Below are 22,469 nucleotides of genomic sequence, written 5' to 3'. Positions count from 1 at the left end.
CCTTTCTATTTTGTATGTTCTATAATAAATTTTCCCATTTCTTCTATACAGTCTTCTGTTTGCGGCAATACTCCGCAGTTATCAAAGTAGGCATGCCCTAGACCGTTATAAACGATGGCTTTTGTTTCTACTCCAGCTTTATGAAGCTTTGCAGCCCATGCCAAAGTTTCTACTTTAAGATAATCATGTTCTCCAGCCGTTACAAATGTTGGCGGATTGTTTTCAGGATCTTTTCTTGTATATGGGTTTAAATAAGGACCACATACATCTTCTTTCTTACATTTTAATAAAGGTTCCAATCCCCCTGTCATTCCACCAAACATCTTTAACATCTTGCTTAATCCTTTTTTCTGTGATGGTATCATAGGATACAAAGAGATATCCCATTTGAAAAATTCATCCTCAACTCCACACATATTTAGTGTTGGGTATAATAACAGCTGTGCTTTTACCATATTTGTTTTTTCTTCTCTATCTTTTGTTGAACAATATTGTGTTAGATTTCCTCCTGCGGAATCTCCAGCTACACAAATTTTTTCAGGATTAATATTTAACATTTCCCCGTTTTGATAAATCCATTTTAATACCGCATATACATCTTCATGTCCATTTGGATAAGGATGTTCAGGAGCCAAACGATAATCTACCGAAAAAATCGTAAAACCAAATTTCTCTACCATCAGTTTCAAAGATTCTTCGACAACACCATGATGTCCTCCAAAAAATCCACCACCATGAATGTAATATAAAACAGGTGATTCTTTTGTTGTTTTTTCATTTGTATACTGATAAACATCACATGTGATTCCCTTGGCAGTTTCTACTTCATGTTTTTTTGTTGTAATCTCTCTGGTAACTACCGGTACAGATTTAATTCCATTGAACATTTCTCTTAAATTATCAATATGTTCTGGATCTACTTTCATCATTTTCTTCACCATAAACATTGGCATGATTTTCAACATCTTTAACATCTTTTTTTGATCTTCAAAAAGTCTAGGATCCATTGCCCCATCTTCATCACAGTCTGGCAAACGCTTAATGATCAATTCCTGTCCTTTATAGTTTCCTTTTCCTTCTCTTTCTTTTAGTTTTTCTAATAATCGTATATCATATTTTCTTGTCATAACTTATTCCCCTTTGTCATGTTGAATATAATTATAAAGTGCACCAATTAAATTAGAATCATTGTTGTATTTACAAGTTGTAACTTTTACTCGCGGTGTAGGAAATGGCATTTTTTCATAAATTTTATTCAGTTTCTCATTAATTTTTTCCACAACCAAAGGCTGTTTTGATACGCCTCCACCAATACATACAATTTCTGGATCAATAAAACATTGAATATTAAAAATCTGTGTGGCCAAATGCGTTGTCATATGATCAAATGCTTCTAATGCATCTTTATCTTGCTGCTTGATCCATTCAAACACCTGTTTTCCATCAACATCTTCTGCTTTTAATCCTTTTAAAGCAGCTGTTCTCATACATAAAGCACCGGTACCTCCATGCATAGCAAATACATTTTCAAAGCCAACACTTTCAGGATTTTCGATCAAATACGATAACTCTCCCGCAAAGAAATGACTTCCTGTAAGCAATTCTCTGTTCGCAATAAGACCTCCGCCAATTCCAGATCCTAATACTAATACAGCACCATTTTTTACATCTTTTAAATTTCCCATCCAAAGTTCTGCCAATGCTGCACACTTTCCATCATTTTGTACAGAAATCTTTATATTTGGAATTTTTTCATGAATAGAATCAAAAATATTGGTATTATAATTAAACTCTAATGCCCCTGGTGTATCAATATGTCCTGTATCACTATTTATATTTCCCGGCATGCTAAGGGCAAGACCTTCTAATTTATCTTCATACTTATTGTAAATAGAAACAATCGCCTCTATGAAATGTTCTTTTGTATCTAATGGGGTAGGTATCGTACCCTTTTCTATAAAGTTTGCCTCTTTATCCATAAGTGCATATTTAATAGCACTTCCTCCAACATCCAATCCTAAAATATAACTCATTTTATTTTACCTTCCTTTCCTTAAAGAATATTCTATAACCAACAAAGCTGCATAGGAAAGACACACTAAATCCCATCGTAACATCACTTAAGAAATGTGCTCCCATAACAATTCTTGAAAAAGCAACAAGAATGGTTACCACAACCGCAATCCAAAACCACTGTTTTGCTTTTTTACTATCCTGATGTAACAAAGGCAAGACAGAGAATGCCAATAACACTGCTGCACTTCCCGTATGTCCACTTGGAAAAGACTTAAATTCTTCACTGGCTATGCCAAGCATTGCCATAAGCTGGGTTTTTTGTGCAGTGCCAAATTCCCACCAGTTTTGAAAATGAGCCTGCGGTGTAACCTCCAGCATTCGCATTCTAGGTCTTGCCGCAAGAGGTTTGATAATATTGATCAAAATTAACTGTGCAAAAATAACGAATATAATAAACTTAACAACTCTCATCACTTCGCGTTGATCTCTGCCTTTTGTATAACGCAGCAGCAAATAACTGCTTCCCCCAATGATCACAATATTTATGATCGTATTGAACACCATGTTCATATCTGGTATATACATCATGGGTTCCATCCACATCTGCATTGCTCCAAGAAGACACATAAGTACGCAGGCAATTCCCTGCAATACACTTTTTATACACATTCTTTTTTCCATTATGGAAAAAAGCAACACACTGCTTAGAATAAGTCCTAAAGATACTGGCATTTGTCCATAGGCTGCCCCAAGAATTCCAAACCAGCTATCTGTATTAAATACTGCAGATGATATTTGATAATCATAAAAAGATCCTATCAGCATACAGACAAAACAAACGATTGCGATAAGAATCGCATTTCTTTTATGAAAACCACTTTCCATGATATATCTCTCCTTTACTATACAATGTATCCGTTTACACTAACTATTATATATCTTTCTTTTTTCTATTTGTTTCCTTATTTTGATTTAAAAATTCCCTTTTTTTGATATAATTAATGTATTGAAAACGTTTTTATTTGTTTTAAATTCCCAAAATACGAAAGTGAGTGATTCATATATGAAATCAACTTATGAAATTATAAAACCAAATCCTGATCAGGATGTCATGATTCATCTTATCAATGCCGAAACAATAAAAGCTTCCAATTTTCCTATCGACACCACTTGTATCCCTCCTCATTGGCATCGTAGTATTGAATTTTCTTATATTCGTAAAGGAAGTGCGAAATTAACGATTCAAAACAAAACTCGTATGTTACATGAGGGGGACTTTATTTTTGTGAACAGTGCACAAATTCATCAGATTGCATCTGATAACCTTACATCGGAGGTATTGCTGCTCATTATCCCTTATGACTTTTTAAAAAAAGCAATTCCTTCCATAGATTCTCTTGTATTTGATATTTACGATAAACCTTATCACCCCATGTTTTTTGAGATTTTTAACTTTTTTTATCAATCTCTTACATCTCCAAAAAAATATGATAAGTTAAAAATTGATGCCTACGTATATATGCTTCTTCATATTCTGGTAACAAGTTATCAAATAGAAAATATTGATAAAAGTTATATAAACAATCAAAAACTACAGCGTGATATGCTGGATTATATAGAAACAAATTATAAACATGATATATCTCTTTGTGATTTTGCGGAAAGGTTTCATTTAAATGCAGAATATGTAAGTCGTCTTTTTAAATCACTTTTTGGTGTTAATTTCAAAACATATCTTACCAATTACCGTTTAAATTCTAGTATAAATGATGTTGTATATTCTAAAAAAAGCATGCAGGATATTGCCTATGCATATGGGTTTTCCAGTGTGAAATCATTTATCTTCTCTTTCAAGGGATATTATAATCAAACACCTTATCAATATCGTCTATACCATCAAAAAAAGACAAAGTAAAAAAGGTTCTATACACTGTATAAGAATACACAATATGTATAGAATCTTTTCTATTACTTATATTTTTTTTATTTCATGAAATGCATGCTGTGCTGCAATTGCCCCATCATTTGTTGCGGTAACAACCTGACGCAGGTTTTTATGAATGACATCCCCTGCTCCATAAATACCTTTTACTTTTGTTTCACAGTTTTCATCGACTGTCATATATCCATATGTATCTAAAACATCCAATCCTTCAAGGAACGAAGTTGCTGGATCTAAACCTATATATGGGAAAATACCATGTGTTTCTACTGTCATTTCTTCTTTTGTATCAACATTTTGAAGAACAATTCCAGTTACACGATTTCCATCATCTATTACACGAAGTGGTACATGTTTTCGAATAACTTCAATCTTTTCATTTTCTTCTACTGCTTTCTGTACAATTTCATCTGCTCTGAATACATCACGTCGAATAACAACATATACCTTGCTGGCAATTTCACTTAAATACAAGGCTTCTTCCAATGCGGAGTTTCCTCCGCCAATGACTACAATTTCCTGATTTCTAAAGAATGCTCCATCACATACTGCACAATAAGAAACACCGCGTCCAACATTCTCTTCTTCGCCTGGAATATTCATCATACGCTCTTTTGTACCTGTTGCTACAATTACTGCTTTCGCTTTATACTCTGTACCATCCTCACAAATAATTGTTTTATACTCTTCTCCATCTTCTACTTTCACAACATTTCCATACAAGTATTCTGCACCAAAGTGAGTAGAATGCTCAAACATATCATTCGCAAGCTTTGCGCCATTGGTACCTTTAATTCCTGGCCAGTTGCTGATTTCATATGTTTTAATCAGTTTCCCTCCAGGTGCTCCCATTTCTAACATTGCTGTTTTAAGTCCAGCTCGACTTGCATAAATTGCTGCTGTCATTCCTGCAGGCCCTGCTCCAATAATAACTAAATCGTAGTGTCGCTCCATTCTTTATCCTCCTTTACAAGAGTTATTAACTCTTTCATATCTTGAATCAATGCACATGGCTTTTCTTTTTCCATTTCTTCTTTTCGGCTTTCCTCTAATACAAACGCTACGGAAAAAGCAGCCATATTTTTACATGCCTGAATATCCGTTGGAGAATCCCCAACATAAATTACATTATCATGTGGAACATGCAGTTTTTCACATGCCTCTAAAATTCCTTGTGGACTTGGCTTGGATTCACTGATTTCTTCTCCTCCAAGAATAACTTCAAAATAATCTTCAAGTTTAAAACATTGAAGTCCCATTCTTACAATATCACTTAACTTATTTGACATAACCGCTAAAGGATAGCCATTCTCTTTTAAATACTTTAACGTTTGTTCCACATTAGGTACTTCTCTTATATATTCATCATGATGCGCATGGTTAAATTCACGATAATATGCAATTATTTCATCAATCTGACTTTCATCAAAATAACGTAAAAAAGAATTTTTTAAACTTGGTCCCAAAAAAGATTTTAATTCTTCTTCACTTAAATGATAACCAGGTTTATATTTTTCAAAAGTATGAATAAATGATTTATAAATTAATTCTTTTGTATCTACAAGTGTTCCATCCAAGTCAAAGATAACGGCTGGTTTCTGCTTTTTAAACGGCCATACATTTTTAAACAAACGATGCCATACTCCCAAAATACCAAGCACACCAGCTAAAACAAGCAGCAGTGACAGCATTTGTGAGACACGAATATTTCCAATCATTAAAGAATCACTTCGTAATCCTTCCACAAAGAAACGTACCATCCCATACCATGATAAATATGCAAACATCAAATCGCCACGTTTTTTTCTTCCATATTTTTTATATACAAATGTAATCAGAATAAAACCTATGATGTTTCCAATACTTTCATATAAAAAGGTAGGCTGACGAAAATATCCATCAATGTACATATTATCTCGAATAAAAGCCGGCCAATGAGCATAATAATCAGCACTAACAATACCGCCATATGCTTCCTGATTCATAAAATTTCCCCATCTTCCAATTGCCTGTGCAAGCATCAAATTAGGAAAGATGGCATCTGCCATACGTAAGATATCAATACGATAATGACGGAAATAAAAGATTCCAAAAATCGTACCTGCAATAATACCGCCATAAATCGCAAGTCCCCCATTCCATATATAAAGTATAGAAATAGGATCTGCCGCATATTGTTCCCACTCAAAGATTACATAATAAATTCTTGCCCCAAGAATTCCAATTGGCAATAACAATAAGAAGAAATTTTCAAAAATTTCATCTTTATATCCCCATTTTCTAACTTGGCGAAGAGTTAAATAATAAGCTAAAAATGCGCCTGTCAAAATAATGATCGCATACCATGTGATTTGAAAGTTTCCAATTTTGATAAATGTGCTCATATCTGGAAAAAACTGCATAGAATTCCTCCTTATTCACTTTCTGTCTGATTTTTCGCAATGTAGCTTAATACACGCTGTTCAAATTCTTTGGCACTATCTAAGCCCATTTCACTCAGCATAAAATTAGTAACTGCAGATTCAATGATAACTGCCATAGAACGTCCTTCTCTAACTGGAAGAATAATTTTAGGTATCTCAAGTCCTAAAATATTCTCATGTTTTTTCTCTTCAATTCCTACACGATCATAATCCTTATCTTTATCCCATGCCTGCAAAACGACTTCAAAATTTATTTCCGCTTTTGACAGCACAGAAGATACCCCAAACATTCGTGCAACATTGATAACACCAATTCCGCGAATTTCCAGCATATCCCGTAACAATTCCGGTGCCTTACCAATAATTTTATTATGAATACGATAACAATCTACACGATCATCTGCCACCAGCAAATGTCCTCTTTTGATTAGTTCTAAAGCTATTTCACTTTTCCCCATACCGCTTTCTCCACGAATCAAAACTCCTTTTCCATAAATAGAAAGAAGTCCGCCATGAAGACTTTCATTTTCTGCCAGCTCTTCATCTAAAAATGCCACAATATTCACAATTAAACGATAAGTTGGAGATGAGGATAAGAAAACAGGAAAGTTTTTACGTTTAGCAATTCTGCGTAAAATTTCAGGACATTTGTGATCTTTTGTAATAATAATTGCCGGTGTTTCTTCTCCAGTCAAAAAATCAAAAGACTTTCTTTGCTTTGCCTGGCTCATCGTTTCAATATACGCAATTTCTTTATCTCCTAAAATGACTAGACGTTTTCTTTGACTGCTTTCAAAAAAACCAGCTAATTCTAAACCAGGACGATTTGTATCCGCAATGGAAATACGTCTTTTTAAAGATTCTTTATCTCCTGTTATTTGTTCAATATCAAAAGCCTTTGTCAGTTTTTCAACCGCAACACTACGCTCTGCTTCCATATTTTCACCCTTTCTCTAATACTTTTTTCAAGTATTTTCCGGTATAGCTTTCCTCTACCTGTGCAATTTGCTCCGGTGTTCCACATGCAATGATGTTTCCACCCTCATCTCCACCTTCCGCTCCTATATCAATAACATAATCTGCACATTTAATAACATCCAGATTATGCTCGATGACAAGCACGCTATCTCCATTATCCACAATACGCTGCAATACCTCTATTAGTTTTTTAACGTCATGTGTATGTAAACCTGTTGTTGGCTCATCAAGTACAAACAGGGTTTTTCCTGTCGCTTTTCTTTGCAGTTCACTGGCTAATTTTACACGCTGTGCTTCCCCACCTGAAAGGCTGGTAGCACTTTGTCCTAGTTTTATATAATCCAGTCCAACATCTTTTAACGTCTGCAGCTTATGTTTAATTTTGTGCAAGCTAGAGAAGAATTCCAATGCCTCTTCCACGCTCATTTCCAAAACATCATAAATATTTTTCCCTTTATAGGTAACCTGCAGAGTTTCATCATTATAACGTTTTCCACCACATTCTTCACAAGGTACATATACATCTGGTAAAAAGTGCATCGAAATACGAAGTATTCCATCTCCCTGACAGGCTTCACATCGTCCTCCTTTTACATTAAAAGAAAAACGTCCCTTTTCATAACCACGCATTTTTGCTTCTGGTGTCTGCGCAAACAATTCTCGTATATCATCAAACACACCTGTATAGGTTGCAGGATTGCTTCGAGGGGTACGCCCAATTGGATCCTGTGAAATATCAATAATTTTATCAATATTTTCAATGCCTTTAATTTTCTTGCATTTTCCAGGTTTCATTCGAGTTCTTCCTAGCGCATGCATGATTCCCTTGCTTAAGACTTCATTCACTAAAGAAGATTTTCCAGAACCGCTGACACCGGTAACCACCGTAAAGGTACCTAATGGAAGTTTCACACTGACATTTTTTAGATTATTTTCACTTGCCCCAACAACTTCCAGTTTTTTTCCATTTCCTTTTCTTCTCTTCTTTGGAACTTCAATTTTTAATTTTCCACTTAAATACTGTCCTGTTAAAGAATTTGGATTTGCCATAACTTCTTCAGGTGTTCCTGCTGCCACAACATTTCCACCATGAATACCAGCCCCAGGACCAATATCCACAATATAATCGCTTGCCAGCATAGTATCTTCATCATGTTCTACAACAATCAAAGAATTTCCTAAATCACGCATATCTTTCAAAGTTTTAATCAAGCGATCATTATCTCTTTGATGAAGACCAATACTAGGTTCATCCAACACATATAAAACACCACTTAAATGAGAACCAATCTGTGTAGCTAGACGTATACGCTGTGCCTCTCCACCAGATAATGTTCCTGCCAGACGATCCAATGTTAAATACCCAAGACCAACATTATGCAGAAAACTTAAACGCTCACGGATTTCTTTTAAAATCAAACGAGCAATATCTTCTTCCTGCTTGCTAAGCTTTAACTCCTGCATAAAGGCTACGGCCTGCTTAACAGACATCGTTGTCCATTCATAAATATTCAAGCCTCCTACACGCACACTTAAAGCCTGTTCATTCAAACGTTTTCCACCACATTTTGGACATGGTGCTTCCGCTAAAAACGTACCATACCATTCTCTTGCGCTGGAAGAAGTTGTTTCCATATAACGTCGTTCAATTAAAGTACAAACACCTTCTATAAATTCACTTTTTTTCATTTGCGTTCCACTTCGAGAATGCAGTTTATAATCAATGATATCTTTAGAACCGTATAATACATATTCCAGTTCTTTTTTTGTAAAATCTTTAATTGGTTTATGTACATCAATATCATAATAATCTAGTAACGCCGCAAACTTCTGCCACTCCAGATTCTCTGTACCATATATATTTTTATAATATATAATACCACCTTCCGCAATAGATTTGCTTTTGTCCGGTATCAAATAATCCACATCTACTTTCTGTGTAATTCCTAATCCTTTACATGCATCACACGCTCCAAAAGGAGCATTGAAAGAAAACAGTCTAGGTTCTAATTTAGGAACAGAAAAACCGCAGTATTTACAAGAATAATTGCTGGAAAATAAAATTTCTTCCTCATTATACGCAACCACTGCCAATCCATCACTTAATTTTAAAGCCGTTTCCAGTGAGTCGTGCAAGCGGGAACGATCATTTCCCTTAACGATACGATCCACTACCACATCGATATCATGTTTTTTGTTTTTCTCTAATGCATCTACTTCTTCCAAAAGACGCATTTCTCCATCAATGCGTACACGGATATAGCCTTCTTTGGTTAGCTTTTCCAAAAAGTCTTTATGCGTTCCTTTTTTCGCTTTTATAACAGGAGATAAAATCGTTAAACGTGTTTTATCTTCCAGTTCCATAATTCGATCTACCATCTGCTTAATGGTTTGAGAAGTAATCGGTTCATTATGTGTTGGACAATAAGGAACTCCAATACGTGCATATAATAAACGAAGATAATCATATATTTCCGTTACCGTTCCTACTGTAGACCTTGGATTGTTGCTGGTAGTTTTCTGGTCAATGGAAATTGCAGGAGATAATCCTTCAATAGAATCCACATCTGGTTTCTCACTGTTTCCTAAGAATTGACGAGCATATGCACTTAAAGATTCTACGTAGCGACGCTGTCCTTCTGCATATATCGTATCAAACGCAAGAGATGTTTTCCCAGATCCGCTTACCCCGGTCATTATGACAAACTTATCTCTTGGTATTTTTAAATCTATATTTTTCAGGTTATTTTCTCGTGCCCCTTTAATATCAATATAGTCATGGTTCATGATAACACCTCCAAAACATTCTTCTATATTATACATTAGTATTCCTAAAAAGTCTGTTTTTTACCCATCATAAAAATTTTTTTCTTTTTTTGAAAGGTTTTTACCTCTAGCTGCGTGTTATAAGTGAAAAGGAGATGATTTCTATGAAAAAAGCAACAAAAATTTTATTTAGCACAGCATTAACAGCAGGGATGTTATTCACAGGTGTCCAATTATGGAATTTGCAGGCACAAGAAGAGACATCAGAGGCAAATACAGGCATAACGCTGCAGGAAGCAGCTGCAACCACGACTGCCAAACAAAACGGTGATCTTCTAAGAAAAAGAGATGGCTCCTGCCTAGATGAAAACAATACTGCCAGCAATCCTAACTGTGATGGTACACAGCAGGGCAAACAATATTCTTATCAAAATGCAGCAGACACTAACACTGCTCAAAATGGCAATCGTCTAAGAAAAAGAGATGGCTCCTGCCTAGATGGAAATAATACTGCCAACAATCCTAACTGCGATGGTACGCAGCAGGGTAAACAAAATTCTTTTCAAAACACAAAAGACACTAACACTGCTCAAAATGGTAATCGTCTGAGAAAAAAAGATGGTTCCTGTCTAGATGGAAATAATACTGTCAATAATCCTAATGGTAATGGTAATGGTATGCGTCAAAGAAAACAAGATGGCAGCGGCAACAATCCAAATTGCCCAAGAAAGAACATGTAAAAAAATTGTCTTGTATACAGCTATCATAGTATAATACAGGCAGTTATGAGGAAGATGTATGAAGAGTGAAGAAGAAATGACGTATGCCATTCATCAATATGGCGATCTTGTACAAAAAATCTGCTGTCTGCATAAAAAACAAAAATCTGATATTGACGATATTTTTCAGACAGTATTTTTAAAATATGCGCAGGCAAAAGATTTTAATGATAGAGAACATGAAAAAGCATGGATTGTAAAAGTTACCATGAATGCCTGTAAAAGCACATACAGGGACTGGTTTCATAAGCATGCTTCTTTAAGTGATGTTATAGAAACCTATGGCATTTCCCAGGAAAACACATCTTATATGCTTGATGCTCTCTACAAACTTAATGAAAACTACCGCAAGGTAATTTATCTGCACTATTATGAAGGATATAAAATAAAAGAAATTGCAGATATTCTTCACAAAAAAGAAAACACCATCCACACCTGGTTAAAACGTGCAAAAGATGAACTTAAGGATTTATTAGGAGGTGATCTTGATGCATTTCGATGAATTCAATGATATTCATGCCAGTGAGGAAACTAAAAATAAGACATTGGCATATGTTATGCGCAAACAAAAAAAACACCCCTATCAAAAGCCAGCACTTGCACTTCTCATTACTTCATGTCTTCTTTTACTATTTATCTTTCCTTCCTTTCTTACAAGGCAGTCTGTTAAAAACAATCCCGTATCGTCTTTAGATTCCATATCTTATATCAGTGTTGACATTAACCCCAGCATGGAGTGGGCAGTCAATGAAAAAAATATCATTATTGATGTCACATCCTATAATGAAGATGTCAAAAACTTATCTTTTGTAACATCTTTAAAAGGGAAAACATTAATGGAAGGTATGAATTTAATGATGCAGGATACTGCTTTTCAAGAATATATGAAAGAAGGCTTTTTAGAAATTGGAATATACAGTGAACAGAAACAGCAGGAAAACAAATTAGAAAAGCAGATCAATGACTTTCTTGAAGAACGACTTTCTTCTTCAAAATATCACTGTTCCTGCCCAAATAAAGATACTTTTGAACGCTCTAGAGAACAGAAAATCTCTTTTGGAAAATACAGTGTTATACAAGAAATTCTGCTGTATGATTCCACCTACAGTGAAACAGAGTTAAAAAGTAAAAGTATGAGAGAACTATACGATATTTTAGCCTTATATGATGAAGATACTTCCTCAAAAGGAAAACATCATGGAAAACAGAAAGGAAAACATCACAAACAGCAATCCGTACAAAAAAGGTAAAATATTTCTAAAAATCCCTTTATAAACAAACACTGCATACAGATGCAAACATACATCTTTCTATGCAGTGTTTTTATTTACTTTACCATTTTAAAATACTGAACTGCCTGACATCCAATACCTGTATGCACTCCTACAACACTTACCAGTTTAATAATCTGATGTTTTGCGTCAGGAAATGCTTCTTTTATTTTACTCATATAATAACATGCTTCTTCTATATCATCTGCATGTGCTACTGTAATCATATAATCTTTATTGACATGTTCATCTTTCATTCGCTGAATGACCTTATCCATAGCCTTATGCATTGTACGAACCTTGTCCGCAACATCAATTTTTCCAGAAGTATTTTTGTTAATCATTAAAATCGGTTTGATTTTTAATAATCCTCCCAAGGTAGCTGCCAGTGGTGTTAACCTTCCACCACGTTTTAAATGATGCAAATCATTTGGCAGCAAATACGTATTTGTAGAATCAACGACAGATTCCAATACTGCTTTTATTTCAGAAATTGATTTTCCTTTTTCATGCAAGTCTTTCGCAAGATGAATCATATAATCCTGAACAACAGCCGTCACATTACAATCTACATAATCAAAAAGAATTCCTACCGTTTTCGCGCACATTTGCATAGCATTAATTGTGCCGCTTAATCCTGTACAAATAGGAACTGCGAAAATTTGTTCATATCCTTCATTTTTCAGATGTTCAAACAATGCTTCAATTTTTCCTAAAGAAGGAAGCGATGTAGAAAGCATGACTCCATCTCTCATCAGTCTATACATTTCTTCAATTCCTAACTCTTCTAAATCCTGATAGTTTGTATTATCATAACTTACCTGTAAAGGTACACTGAAGATTCCATCCTGTTTTAATTCAGATACTGTTTTTCCAGTTCCACTATCTGTAACAAAAGCTACTTTCATACACTTTTCCTCCTATATTACATTTATATTATACCGCATATTCTAAAAGAAAAAAAGAGATACTCTTCACTAGTGTTAGACAACACAATGTCTTATATCCCCTTTTTAAATTTTTATATCTCTATTTTTTTGATATATTGAATACCTAAACATCCAAGACCTGTGTGTGATGATATAACAGCACTAATCAAGCCGCAGTATACATCATTATTTGCGAAACTATCTTTCAGCATTTCTTTCAGTTTGTTTCCTTCTTCTGGTACGCCGCTATGCAAAACAAACAACTGATAATTTTCATCCAGATTTGCTTCTGAAAAAGTAGAAACTGCTTTGCTCATTGCCTTAGACATTGTTCTTACTTTATCAAAAACATCAATTTTTCCTTCGCTGTCTTCATTAAGTTTTAAAACAGGTTTAATTTTCAATAAACCACCTAAAGCGGCAGCCAAAGGAGTTAATCTTCCCCCACGTTTTAAATGTTGAAGATCATCTGGAATAATTAGCGTATCACTATGCTCTACACACACATTTAAACGCTGAACGATTTCATCTGCATCATATCCCTTATCTGCTAATGCTTTTGCACTATCTGCCAAATAACGCTGAATCATACAAGTACTGTAACAGTTAATGATACGCAAATCTACATCATGACGATTTGCCGCCGCCTGCATAACACTGCTTGTGGATGATAATCCGGCAGTTAAAGGAACTGCAATAACAGCTTCATACCCTTCTTCTTTTAATTTCTCAAACAACTCTTCAATACGTCCCATAGGAGGCATAGAAGTTGTTGGCATTTCCCCATTTCTAAGCATTTCATATAATTCTTCTGTATAAAGATCCACTCCATCTAAATACATCTTATCTTTCACAATAACCTGCAAAGGCAAAAAGAATAACCCATTCTCTTGTGCTTCTTTTGCAGTATATCCACTTCCACTATCTGTAACAACAGCAATTTTCATTATCTTTCCTCCTTCTTATTGTTTTGGCACAGAGATTGCTCTGTGAAGAAGATTCTTGTTCATTATATCAAAAATGCTTTGAATGTCAAATATATTTGTTTAATCTATACTCTTTATGAGTATTTATGGCATGCGACAATAACACTAAAAGGTGCGATCGTTAAATGCCTGCAGCCAGATTCTTCAATTTTCTTATTATAATAAATCAATGTTTGATCCTGATCGAATTCATAATGGAAAGTCCCATTTGTAGGGTTAAAGAAAATTGTTAAAACTTCTTCACTGTCTTTACATTGATACAGCAATACCTGCTGTTCAATACTGGAAAAACGAACATTTTCTTCAACTTCTTCTTTTTCTGCATAACGTAAGCATGCATGATTCTTTCGTATTTCTATTAAATCTTTTGTACAATCCACAATATCCTGATACTGATTTCTTCTTTCATAATCAAGCTTATTTACATCGTCACTTTCCTCATACGTATTGGACAACCCATGTTTGCTGCGTGCAAATTCCTGACCACTATGTAAAAACGGAATTCCTTGCGCAAACATTACAGCTGCAATCATCATTTTATGACGCGCAATGCGTATTTCTTTGCTATCTTCTTTACAACATTCTTTCAGCTTATCCCAGCTTGTCATATTATCATGGCATTCTACATAATTAACTGCATTTCTTGGATTGGCAAACATAGGATCCATTCCTTCATGAGTACAGCTTCCACTCATAACATTTTTCATGATATCAATCAAATAAACAGCCCCACTGCAATATCCCTTTACATTTACTTCATGTGCTCCGGTTCTACCCTTTACAACATCACGAAAACGATCAGAAAAATGAGCAACCTCATTCATTTTAAAACTGTTTACAATACTTGCTCTTTCTCGGTAATCTAAAAAACTTGGCATATCCCAGCCTTCTCCATAAACCATAAAATTCGGATTTAAAGCTTTGCACTTTTGTTGTATTTCATTCATCAGATGATAATCTAGAATTCCCATCAAATCAAAGCGAAGTCCATCAATATGATAGGTTTTCACTAGATAAATACAAGTATCCACAATATATTTTGCACACATCTTACGTTTGCTGTCTATATCATTTCCACACCACGTACCATTAGAAAAATCCCCTTGTTCATTCATTTGGAAATAATAATTAGGCACTGTATTTTCAAAAAAGTGGGTTTCCTTATCATATACATGATTAAATACAACATCAAGATTTACACGAATTCCTGCTTTATGACATTCCTCCACAAGATTGACCAGCCCAAAAATTCGATCATATGGATTTTGCGGAGCTATGGAAAAACTTCCTTCCGGTACACGATATTGTATTGGATCATATCCCCAGTTATAATGCAATTCTGGATAAATCTCATTCACAGAACCAAAATCCATAACCGGCATCAGCTGCACATGTGTAATGCCTAATGATTTTAAATATGAAAATCCTGTACACTTCTCTTTTGTATATTCATTTTCCTCTACAAATCCATTAAAAGTTCCTCTATGTAGTATTCCTGTACTCTTTTGACTTGTAAAATCACGTACACTGACTTCATATATAATCGCATCACATGCTGTTTTCATTTCTGGTAAAGGATAATCTTTTACCTTTATTTTTCTCATATCAATTACAGCTGATCTTCGAGAATTTTCTATTGATGCATTTCCATAAGGGTCAATTGTTTCTTTCCATTCTCCATTTACTCTGACAAAATATACATAAGTTGCATTTTCCAGATTTTCTAATACAGAATAGCGAAATACTCCTTTTTCTGTTCTTTGCATTTCATACGTATATGTTACATTGTTTTTCGCAATTTCCAATTTTACACGACTTGCACAAGGTGCCCATAAGGCAAAAGATGTATACTTGTTGTTATAAGTGTATCCTAAATCAGCACCATCATAGTAAAACATGTCATCAAAGCGCTGCGTTTTCACAATAGCGCTGTATTGTAAAATGACAGCACGTGCATGTTGATGTACAACATAGTATTCTTTTCCAATTTCCAATTCTTCATTTAACAATAGAGTATACTTTGTATAATTATTTTGTGTTGTTTCTACAGATTGTATAAGAAGATTATATATATTTCCATCGTCATCTTTTACATAAAAGCGATTGCTGCTTCCACCATAACTGTTTCTAGATAGATACACTACAATTTTATCAAAATCGTCAAGATAAGCTTCATAATATGTTTGCTGTCGCATCTTTCATCACCTAGTCTAATTATATCAAACTTTCTTTATAAAAAAACCTCAAGACACGAATATTCGTGCCTTGAAATTATCTATTACATTTTTACAGATTCAATATTCCAAATCTCTTTTGCATATTCTTCAATCGTACGGTCACTTGAGAAATATCCTGACTGTGCAATATTTACCAGGCACATTCTAGCCCATCCTTTTCTATCTTTATAACGTTCTTCTACACGATTTTGTGCATGTACATATGCTTCAAAATCAGCTAACAGAAGATATTCATCATTTTTAAACATTAGTTCGTTATAAATCAATTTAAAATCTTTTGGATCAGATGAGAACGTATTATCAATCAAACTGTTTACCACACGTTTGATTTCAGGATTCTGATGATATTTTTTCCATACATCGTATGAATTTTCACGATGTATCAAGGCTACATCATCTGCACGAAGTCCAAAGATTTCCGCATTCTCCATACCGACACGTTCTACGATTTCCACATTGGCACCATCCATTGTACCAAGAGTAATCGCACCATTCATCATAAATTTCATATTACCAGTTCCACTTGCTTCTTTACCTGCAGTAGAAATCTGTTCTGAAACATCTGCCGCATTCATCAAAATTTCCGCAATAGAAACACCATAATTTGGTATAAAGACAACTTTCATGAATGGTGAAACATCGCTATCGTTATTAACTTTATCTGCAACACAATGAATTAGTTTAATAACTTCTTTCGCAAACGTATAAGATGGCGCTGCTTTAGCCGCAAAGATGAAGGTTCTTGGATAAATTCTATAAGATGGATCTTCTTTCATTTTGAAATACAAATGCATAATATTCATAATATTTAATAATTGACGTTTATATGCATGAAGTCTTTTTGCCTGTACATCAAAAATAGAATTAACATCAATATCAATATTTAATGTATCCTTAATATATTTCGCAAGAATTTTCTTACGTTCCATCTTCACTTCCATAAATTCTTTCTGTAAATCTTCATTATCTACATACTTCATTAAATTTTCTAACTTTTCAGGATGTTTTTTAAAGTCAGAATCAATTGTTTTTTCCAGCAATTTTGTTAACTGAGGATTAGAGTATAAAAGCCATCTGCGATGTGTAATACCATTTGTTTTATTATTGAATTTAGATGGATAAATTTCATAGAAGTTTTTTAAAACATCATTCTTTAAAATTTCTGTATGCAATGCCGCAACTCCATTTACACTGTGAGAACCAACGATTGCTAAATTCGCCATATGCACTTGACCGTCTTTTAAAATGGCACATTCATTTATTAAATCAGTGCGTCCAAATTCATGAGACAATGCATATTTAAAGCGACGATCTATTTCTTCTATGATCATATACACACGTGGCAATAATTCTTGTACATATTGAATTGGCCATTTTTCAAGTGCTTCACTTAATACGGTATGATTTGTATATGCCATTGTTTTCTTCGTAATATTCCAAGCTTCATCCCATTCCATTTTGTATTCATCTAGTAAAATACGCATTAATTCTGGAATACATAATACAGGATGTGTGTCATTTAACTGAATGGCATTTTTCTCTGCAAAATTGCTTAATGTTCCATATGTCTCCATATGTGTTTTTATAATATTGTTTAATCCAGCCGCAACAAAGAAGTATTCTTGTTTTAAACGTAATTTTTTTCCATGTTCCGTAGAATCGTCGGGATATACATTACGACATATTTCACGTACTTCGTTAACATATTCGTTTAAACTTGCTGCATCACACGCATCATCTGCGACCTCTGCACTCCATAAACGAAGCGTATTTGTAACTTTTGTATCATATCCAACAATAGGTACATCATAAGGCACTGCACGAACAACAAGAATTGGATAGTGATTAACGACAGCTTTTCCATCTTCCCCCATCCACATATCTACATGTCCGCCAAATTTTACATCGACTGCATGTTTAGGTTTACGAACTTCCCAGACATTCCCTAAAGATAGCCATTGATCAGGAACTTCTACCTGTTCATTATTTACAATTTTTTGTTTAAACAATCCATATTCATATCGAATACAGTTTCCATTTCCCGGTAAATTTAAAGAAGCTAGCGAATCAAGGAAACAAGCAGCCAATCTTCCTAAGCCTCCATTTCCAAGTCCTGCATCACTTTCTAAATCTTCCAATTCATTTAGATCAATACCTAGTTCAGCAAGTCCTTCTTTCACTACATCATAAACTCCTAAGTTCATTAAATTATTTGTTAATAGTCGTCCCATTAGGAATTCCATAGAGAAATAATACATTTGTTTACTTTTTGATTCAGCAACAGCATTTTTACTATCACTCCAGTTTATACTGGCATAATCTCTAACCATTTCTCCTAATGTCATATATTTTTCTGTAATATGAGCCTGTTCCAAAGGGCGACCGTAGCGTTCAACAATCCTTCTTTTAAAATCTTCTTTGAATTGTTCTTTAATTTCTAATGTATTTGCCATTGGTATGTTACCTCCTATCGCAACACTTTCATTTTACTCTTGTTTATAACCATTTGCAAATTCATTTACTAAATTCATAAACTATCTTATATAGTATATGCTCCTTATGTTGCTTTGTTTTTAATGGTTATCCAAGAATGGTTAGGGTTAGGGGTTTACCCAAGATTACTTGGGGCAAGGAACTTACCTGCCCTTTTTTTGTTCCAAACTTTTTGGGGTTTCGTATTATACTATGATCGAAAGGATAATAACAGGCATTAAAAAAAGCAGTTACCATATTTTCTCACCCCGGCAACCGCTTTTCTGTGGCCCTGTTCGGTACCACTCATGTTACATCTATATTGTAATCACAATGAACAATTTAATCAACGCTCATATGACAATTTAATCAATAAATTTAATATTACGATCCATACCATGGAATGTCCTCGTTGTCATGCGAAGGGTTCTTTGATTTTTTATGGACATCGTGTTCGTAAATTTATCTTTGTGACTCGCACTGTTTTGATCAATGCCCAGCGATGTCGGTGTAAAGAATGTGGTGCTATTCATATCATTCTTCCTTCTTTTGTAGTTCCAGGATTCAATCATGTCTATTTATCCATCCGAAAGGTTTTGAATAAAGAGCCTGACCGATCATTAGAAGATTCTTATTTCTACAGATTCATCAAAAGTTTTTTCCCACCTTTTCCAAAATCTTCAGAAGATTCGGATTATCTTGCCTTCTTACGCCGGAGCTCGCTTTTTCGAAAATTCGGTTCTTATGCATTTTTAAGTCGATAAAAACAGCGACCAACCCGATATGTATATCCAGATATGCCTGCTTCGCTTATAGTTAAGGTGTACGAAGACTTGCTTTATCAGGAGGTGACACAATATGCAAGACTTTATCAATTGCGAAGCTTCTATTTGCACAATCTTCAATCTGGATTCATCGATTTTAGAATCCTGTTCCTGTATTAGACGAAATGAACAGACGATCATCGATGTAAAGCTTTTAGATTCTCGACCAGCTTGTCCTGAATGTGGAAATCCCATCACGAAGATCAAGGGATATGTGACCAAGACAATCCAGCACTCGTTACTGGCCGATAAAAAATGTGTTCTTCAATACCATGCCAGGCGATATATCTGCCCAATATGCCACAAAACGTTCTATGAATACAATCCTTTCGTCTTCCAGAACATGAAGATTTCTTCAGATCTGATGCTTCAGATCCTCAAGGACTTGCAAGAACCTGGCGAAACCTTTACCCACGCAGCTAAGAGATATCATATTTCTCCAACTTCTGTTTCATCGATCTTCGATTCGGTTGTTTCGATTCCAAGGGCAAAACTGCCAGAAATCATGTGCACAGATGAAAACTATGCCTTTCATTCCAAAACACAAAACAGTAAGTACATCTGTCTTTTGATCGATCAGACCAATGGGCAGCCAATCGATATCTTGCCTAGTCGACGATATGAATATTTAGATAAATACTTCTCAAATATACCAAAATATGAAATAGATCAGGTCCATATCATGATTACGGATATGTACGAACCATACCGCAGGATTATTAAAAAACATTTCAAAAATGCGATTCATGTGGTCGACCATTATCATGTTTCACAGGAACTGCACCGCAGAGTGGACAGGGTTCGCTTAAGGATCATGAACCCCCTGCGATGCATCAACACATCGAAACGCACCCAGGAACAAGAAGAAAACTATTATCTGTTAAAACACAAGAACGGACTCCTGTTCAAGCACTTTACAAGATCTAAAGGCGCCGATGGAAAACCACTGGTACTATGTCAAGAATTCGGACACATTTAATTGATACATTTTTTATTTTTAAAACTTCGTTCGTAATTGTTAGGAGATTCATAGTCACAATGACTGTGAATCCTAACTGTATTGTAAAATGTTTCGATATATTCAAATACCATTTGGTATGCCATTTGATAATCAATGATCTTTTTTCTATTCAGCCACTCTCTTTTAATTAGAGAATGAAACGATTCTATGCATGCATTGTCCCATGGATTTCCCTTTGCTGAATAGCTGCGCTTCATTCCTGCCGTCAATTCCTGATACCATTTTGAAACGAACTGCACTCCTCTGTCACTGTGGATGACAACTGGTTTTTCCATATTTCTTCTTTCTTTTGCTTTTTCCAAACACTCTAACACATCTTTTACTTCCATCGTCCTGCTCAGTTTCCAGCTTATGATCTTACGCGAATACAGATCCATGATACTTGTCAAATAGACAAAACCTTCTTCCTGCGTCCATATATATGTGATATCAGTACACCATGCTGCATTTGGTTCATCTGGTTGAAAATCTCTTTTTAGTATATTGGCCAGAGTCGTTGAATAATCACAGTCTCTCGTCGTTTTTGTTCGATGCTTGATATATTGGGCTTTAATGCCGTTTTCGCGCATATATTTTCCTACTGTACGCTCTGAAATCACTTCTCCCTGTTTTCTTAATTCACGAGTGATTTTAGGTGCACCATAATTTTCATATGACTTTTTATGGACTTCTTTTATCTTTTCTATAACACGTTCCTTTCGTTTTGCAGTTTTGCTTTTATCTCGTCTTTTCCAGTCATAATATCCAGATTTTGAAATGCCTAATTTTTCAAGCACACCGGAAACAGAAAATTCTCTTTGCTTTTCTGCGGCATCTTCCACTTGTTCATATACAGCAGAGGTTAATCTCCCAGTATGCCTATTGCCTTTTTTAAGATTTCAAGGGCATCCTTCGTATCACGCAATTCACGTCTCAGGCGTGCAATTTCCTTAGCTTCATCAGATTCGAAATTACCCGTTCCTCTCATTTCTACAGAACCGTTTTCTGATTTTTTTGATTCGCTTATCCATCTGGATAAGGTGCTTCTTCCTACTCCTAAGTTTGCAGCACATTCTTTCATAGTAAGGTTTGTATGTTGTTGTACATATCGTACAGCGTTGCTTCTAAAATCGTTATCAAATACTGGTTTCTTTTTTGCCATTTTTTACTCCTTATGTTACTTCTTTTACATGTATTATAATTGTATCAAAAACATGCATGTTTCTCTATTAGGACTGTCCAGTTTTTATTCTAACATCACACTTTTCGATATTTTAAGACCAAAAGAATATAATAAGGTTCTAAAACGATATATGAACCCATACGATTATGCCAATGCGCTTGTATCTATTCATCCGGATATAAACACGGCCTGGGAATTAAAGGATGAACTTACGGATTTCTATGTCTCGAACACACTTGAAACGGCACCTGCTGCTTTGAAAAAAGTCATTACCGATTTCAGAGAAAGCAATGTAGAAGAAATGGTCAAGTTTAGTTACACATTAGCCAACTGGCAAACCGAGATCATCAATTCTTTCTACATAGCCAAAACCGAATACAAGCTCTCGAGAAAGACAGGACAAATCACTGTCGGATATAAAAGGCTCAACAACGCACTGATGGAACGACTCAACGGAACCGTCAAGCTGATTACCAAGGCAGCCAACGGATATACCAATTGGGAACGATTCCGTAACCGATGCATGTTGGTCCTTGAAAAAGGCATAGAATTTGCGATCGACGAGAAAGACAAAAGCGTAAAGATGGTCGAAAAAAAGGAGCCCACCACCTAGGACAGGTGATGAGCCCTTTAGACCCTCTCAACGAAATAGGGTATATGCCG

Annotated in this window: 21 protein-coding genes; 7 read left to right on the top strand and 14 right to left on the bottom strand. The window is 34.9% G+C overall.

The window, feature by feature from the left end; genetic code table 11:
• Nucleotides 1–5: 5 nt before the first annotated feature.
• From A9CBEGH2_RS00175 to A9CBEGH2_RS00165, 3 genes are read right to left on the bottom strand one after another with little or no spacing between them, the layout of a single operon-like run.
• Complete coding sequence (locus A9CBEGH2_RS00175) at nucleotides 6–1,127, bottom strand: alpha/beta hydrolase (RefSeq protein ID WP_163104096.1); 1,122 nt, start codon at nucleotides 1,125–1,127, stop codon at nucleotides 6–8.
• Nucleotides 1,128–1,130: 3 nt separating this feature from the next.
• Nucleotides 1,131–2,033 carry an ROK family protein gene (locus A9CBEGH2_RS00170; protein WP_163104095.1) on the bottom strand — a complete coding sequence of 301 codons (903 nt, stop codon included), beginning with the start codon at nucleotides 2,031–2,033 and terminating at the stop codon, nucleotides 1,131–1,133.
• Nucleotide 2,034: 1 nt separating this feature from the next.
• Complete coding sequence (locus tag A9CBEGH2_RS00165) at nucleotides 2,035–2,901, bottom strand: phosphatase PAP2 family protein (RefSeq protein WP_163052458.1); 867 nt, start codon at nucleotides 2,899–2,901, stop codon at nucleotides 2,035–2,037.
• A 178-nt stretch (nucleotides 2,902–3,079) separates the two neighbouring features.
• On the opposite strand from A9CBEGH2_RS00165, the gene A9CBEGH2_RS00160 reads away from it, so the two are divergent.
• On the top strand, nucleotides 3,080–3,931 hold the full coding sequence (locus A9CBEGH2_RS00160) for a helix-turn-helix transcriptional regulator (RefSeq protein ID WP_163104094.1): 852 nt from the start codon (nucleotides 3,080–3,082) through the stop codon (nucleotides 3,929–3,931).
• 57 nt (nucleotides 3,932–3,988) lie between these two features.
• Here A9CBEGH2_RS00160 and trxB read toward each other — a convergent pair whose 3' ends face one another.
• The 4 genes from trxB to uvrA are packed head-to-tail and all read right to left on the bottom strand — an operon-like array spanning nucleotide 3,989 to nucleotide 10,146.
• A complete protein-coding gene (gene trxB / locus A9CBEGH2_RS00155; RefSeq protein ID WP_118361348.1) occupies nucleotides 3,989–4,912 on the bottom strand; it encodes a thioredoxin-disulfide reductase in 924 nt (307 codons plus the stop codon).
• Nucleotides 4,891–6,360, bottom strand: a complete 1,470-nt coding sequence (gene lgt, locus A9CBEGH2_RS00150) for a prolipoprotein diacylglyceryl transferase (protein WP_163052454.1) — start codon at nucleotides 6,358–6,360, stop codon at nucleotides 4,891–4,893. The genes trxB and lgt overlap by 22 nt, the downstream gene beginning before the upstream one ends.
• 11 nt (nucleotides 6,361–6,371) lie before the next feature.
• Nucleotides 6,372–7,319: an HPr(Ser) kinase/phosphatase gene (gene hprK / locus A9CBEGH2_RS00145; protein ID WP_115715629.1), complete on the bottom strand. Its 948-nt coding sequence runs from the start codon at nucleotides 7,317–7,319 to the stop codon at nucleotides 6,372–6,374.
• Nucleotides 7,320–7,323: 4 nt separating this feature from the next.
• A complete protein-coding gene (gene uvrA, locus A9CBEGH2_RS00140) occupies nucleotides 7,324–10,146 on the bottom strand; it encodes an excinuclease ABC subunit UvrA (protein ID WP_118277420.1) in 2,823 nt (940 codons plus the stop codon).
• A gap of 143 nt (nucleotides 10,147–10,289) precedes the next feature.
• On the opposite strand from uvrA, the gene A9CBEGH2_RS00135 reads away from it, so the two are divergent.
• Genes A9CBEGH2_RS00135 through A9CBEGH2_RS00125 form a run of 3 tightly spaced genes read left to right on the top strand, consistent with a single transcriptional unit; the run spans nucleotide 10,290 to nucleotide 12,154 of the window.
• Nucleotides 10,290–10,865 (top strand): hypothetical protein, encoded by a 576-nt coding sequence (locus tag A9CBEGH2_RS00135; protein WP_163104093.1) that lies wholly within the window; start codon nucleotides 10,290–10,292, stop codon nucleotides 10,863–10,865.
• Nucleotides 10,866–10,923: 58 nt separating this feature from the next.
• Entirely contained in the window at nucleotides 10,924–11,406 is a 483-nt protein-coding gene (locus tag A9CBEGH2_RS00130; protein ID WP_115715632.1) for an RNA polymerase sigma factor, read from the top strand.
• Complete coding sequence (locus A9CBEGH2_RS00125) at nucleotides 11,393–12,154, top strand: anti-sigma-I factor RsgI family protein (protein WP_163104092.1); 762 nt, start codon at nucleotides 11,393–11,395, stop codon at nucleotides 12,152–12,154. Before A9CBEGH2_RS00130 ends, A9CBEGH2_RS00125 begins: the two co-directional genes overlap by 14 nt.
• A gap of 77 nt (nucleotides 12,155–12,231) precedes the next feature.
• On the opposite strand, the gene A9CBEGH2_RS00120 is transcribed toward A9CBEGH2_RS00125, so the two are convergent.
• From A9CBEGH2_RS00120 to A9CBEGH2_RS00100, 5 genes are all read right to left on the bottom strand, one after another.
• Nucleotides 12,232–13,083, bottom strand: coding sequence for a DegV family protein (locus tag A9CBEGH2_RS00120; protein ID WP_163104091.1), 852 nt, complete (start codon nucleotides 13,081–13,083; stop codon nucleotides 12,232–12,234).
• A 113-nt stretch (nucleotides 13,084–13,196) separates the two neighbouring features.
• The gene (locus A9CBEGH2_RS00115) at nucleotides 13,197–14,051 is read right to left on the bottom strand and encodes a DegV family protein (protein WP_163104090.1); all 855 of its coding nucleotides are present in this window, start codon (nucleotides 14,049–14,051) and stop codon (nucleotides 13,197–13,199) included.
• Nucleotides 14,052–14,164: 113 nt separating this feature from the next.
• Complete coding sequence (pulA, locus tag A9CBEGH2_RS00110; protein WP_163104089.1) at nucleotides 14,165–16,285, bottom strand: type I pullulanase; 2,121 nt, start codon at nucleotides 16,283–16,285, stop codon at nucleotides 14,165–14,167.
• Nucleotides 16,286–16,368: 83 nt separating this feature from the next.
• Nucleotides 16,369–18,780, bottom strand: a complete 2,412-nt coding sequence (locus A9CBEGH2_RS00105) for a glycogen/starch/alpha-glucan phosphorylase (protein ID WP_163104088.1) — start codon at nucleotides 18,778–18,780, stop codon at nucleotides 16,369–16,371.
• 384 nt (nucleotides 18,781–19,164) lie between these two features.
• On the bottom strand, nucleotides 19,165–19,332 hold the full coding sequence (locus A9CBEGH2_RS00100) for a hypothetical protein (RefSeq protein WP_157964931.1): 168 nt from the start codon (nucleotides 19,330–19,332) through the stop codon (nucleotides 19,165–19,167).
• Here A9CBEGH2_RS00100 and A9CBEGH2_RS12625 point away from each other — a divergent pair.
• Entirely contained in the window at nucleotides 19,264–19,563 is a 300-nt protein-coding gene (locus A9CBEGH2_RS12625) for a DUF6431 domain-containing protein (protein ID WP_408609167.1), read from the top strand. The two genes, A9CBEGH2_RS00100 and A9CBEGH2_RS12625, sit on opposite strands and share 69 nt — an antisense overlap.
• 94 nt (nucleotides 19,564–19,657) lie before the next feature.
• Nucleotides 19,658–20,602 carry a transposase gene (locus tag A9CBEGH2_RS00095; RefSeq protein ID WP_163104087.1) on the top strand — a complete coding sequence of 315 codons (945 nt, stop codon included), beginning with the start codon at nucleotides 19,658–19,660 and terminating at the stop codon, nucleotides 20,600–20,602.
• Here A9CBEGH2_RS00095 and A9CBEGH2_RS00090 read toward each other — a convergent pair.
• A complete protein-coding gene (locus tag A9CBEGH2_RS00090; RefSeq protein ID WP_232057272.1) occupies nucleotides 20,599–21,465 on the bottom strand; it encodes an IS3 family transposase in 867 nt (288 codons plus the stop codon). The genes A9CBEGH2_RS00095 and A9CBEGH2_RS00090 overlap by 4 nt on opposite strands.
• A 20-nt stretch (nucleotides 21,466–21,485) precedes the next feature.
• Nucleotides 21,486–21,785, bottom strand: a complete 300-nt coding sequence (locus A9CBEGH2_RS00085; protein WP_118278062.1) for a transposase — start codon at nucleotides 21,783–21,785, stop codon at nucleotides 21,486–21,488.
• Nucleotides 21,786–21,936: 151 nt separating this feature from the next.
• Here A9CBEGH2_RS00085 and A9CBEGH2_RS00080 point away from each other — a divergent pair, with 151 nt between their 5' ends.
• Nucleotides 21,937–22,419, top strand: a complete 483-nt coding sequence (locus A9CBEGH2_RS00080) for a transposase (RefSeq protein WP_118361751.1) — start codon at nucleotides 21,937–21,939, stop codon at nucleotides 22,417–22,419.
• The last annotated feature ends 50 nt before the right edge of the window (nucleotides 22,420–22,469 follow it).

It is taken from the genome of Amedibacterium intestinale (assembly GCF_010537335.1).
GTDB lineage: Bacteria > Bacillota_I > Bacilli_A > Erysipelotrichales > Erysipelotrichaceae > Amedibacterium > Amedibacterium intestinale.
Note: the sequence above shows the minus strand (reverse complement) of the source record. Positions and strands in the feature narration are given on the sequence as shown.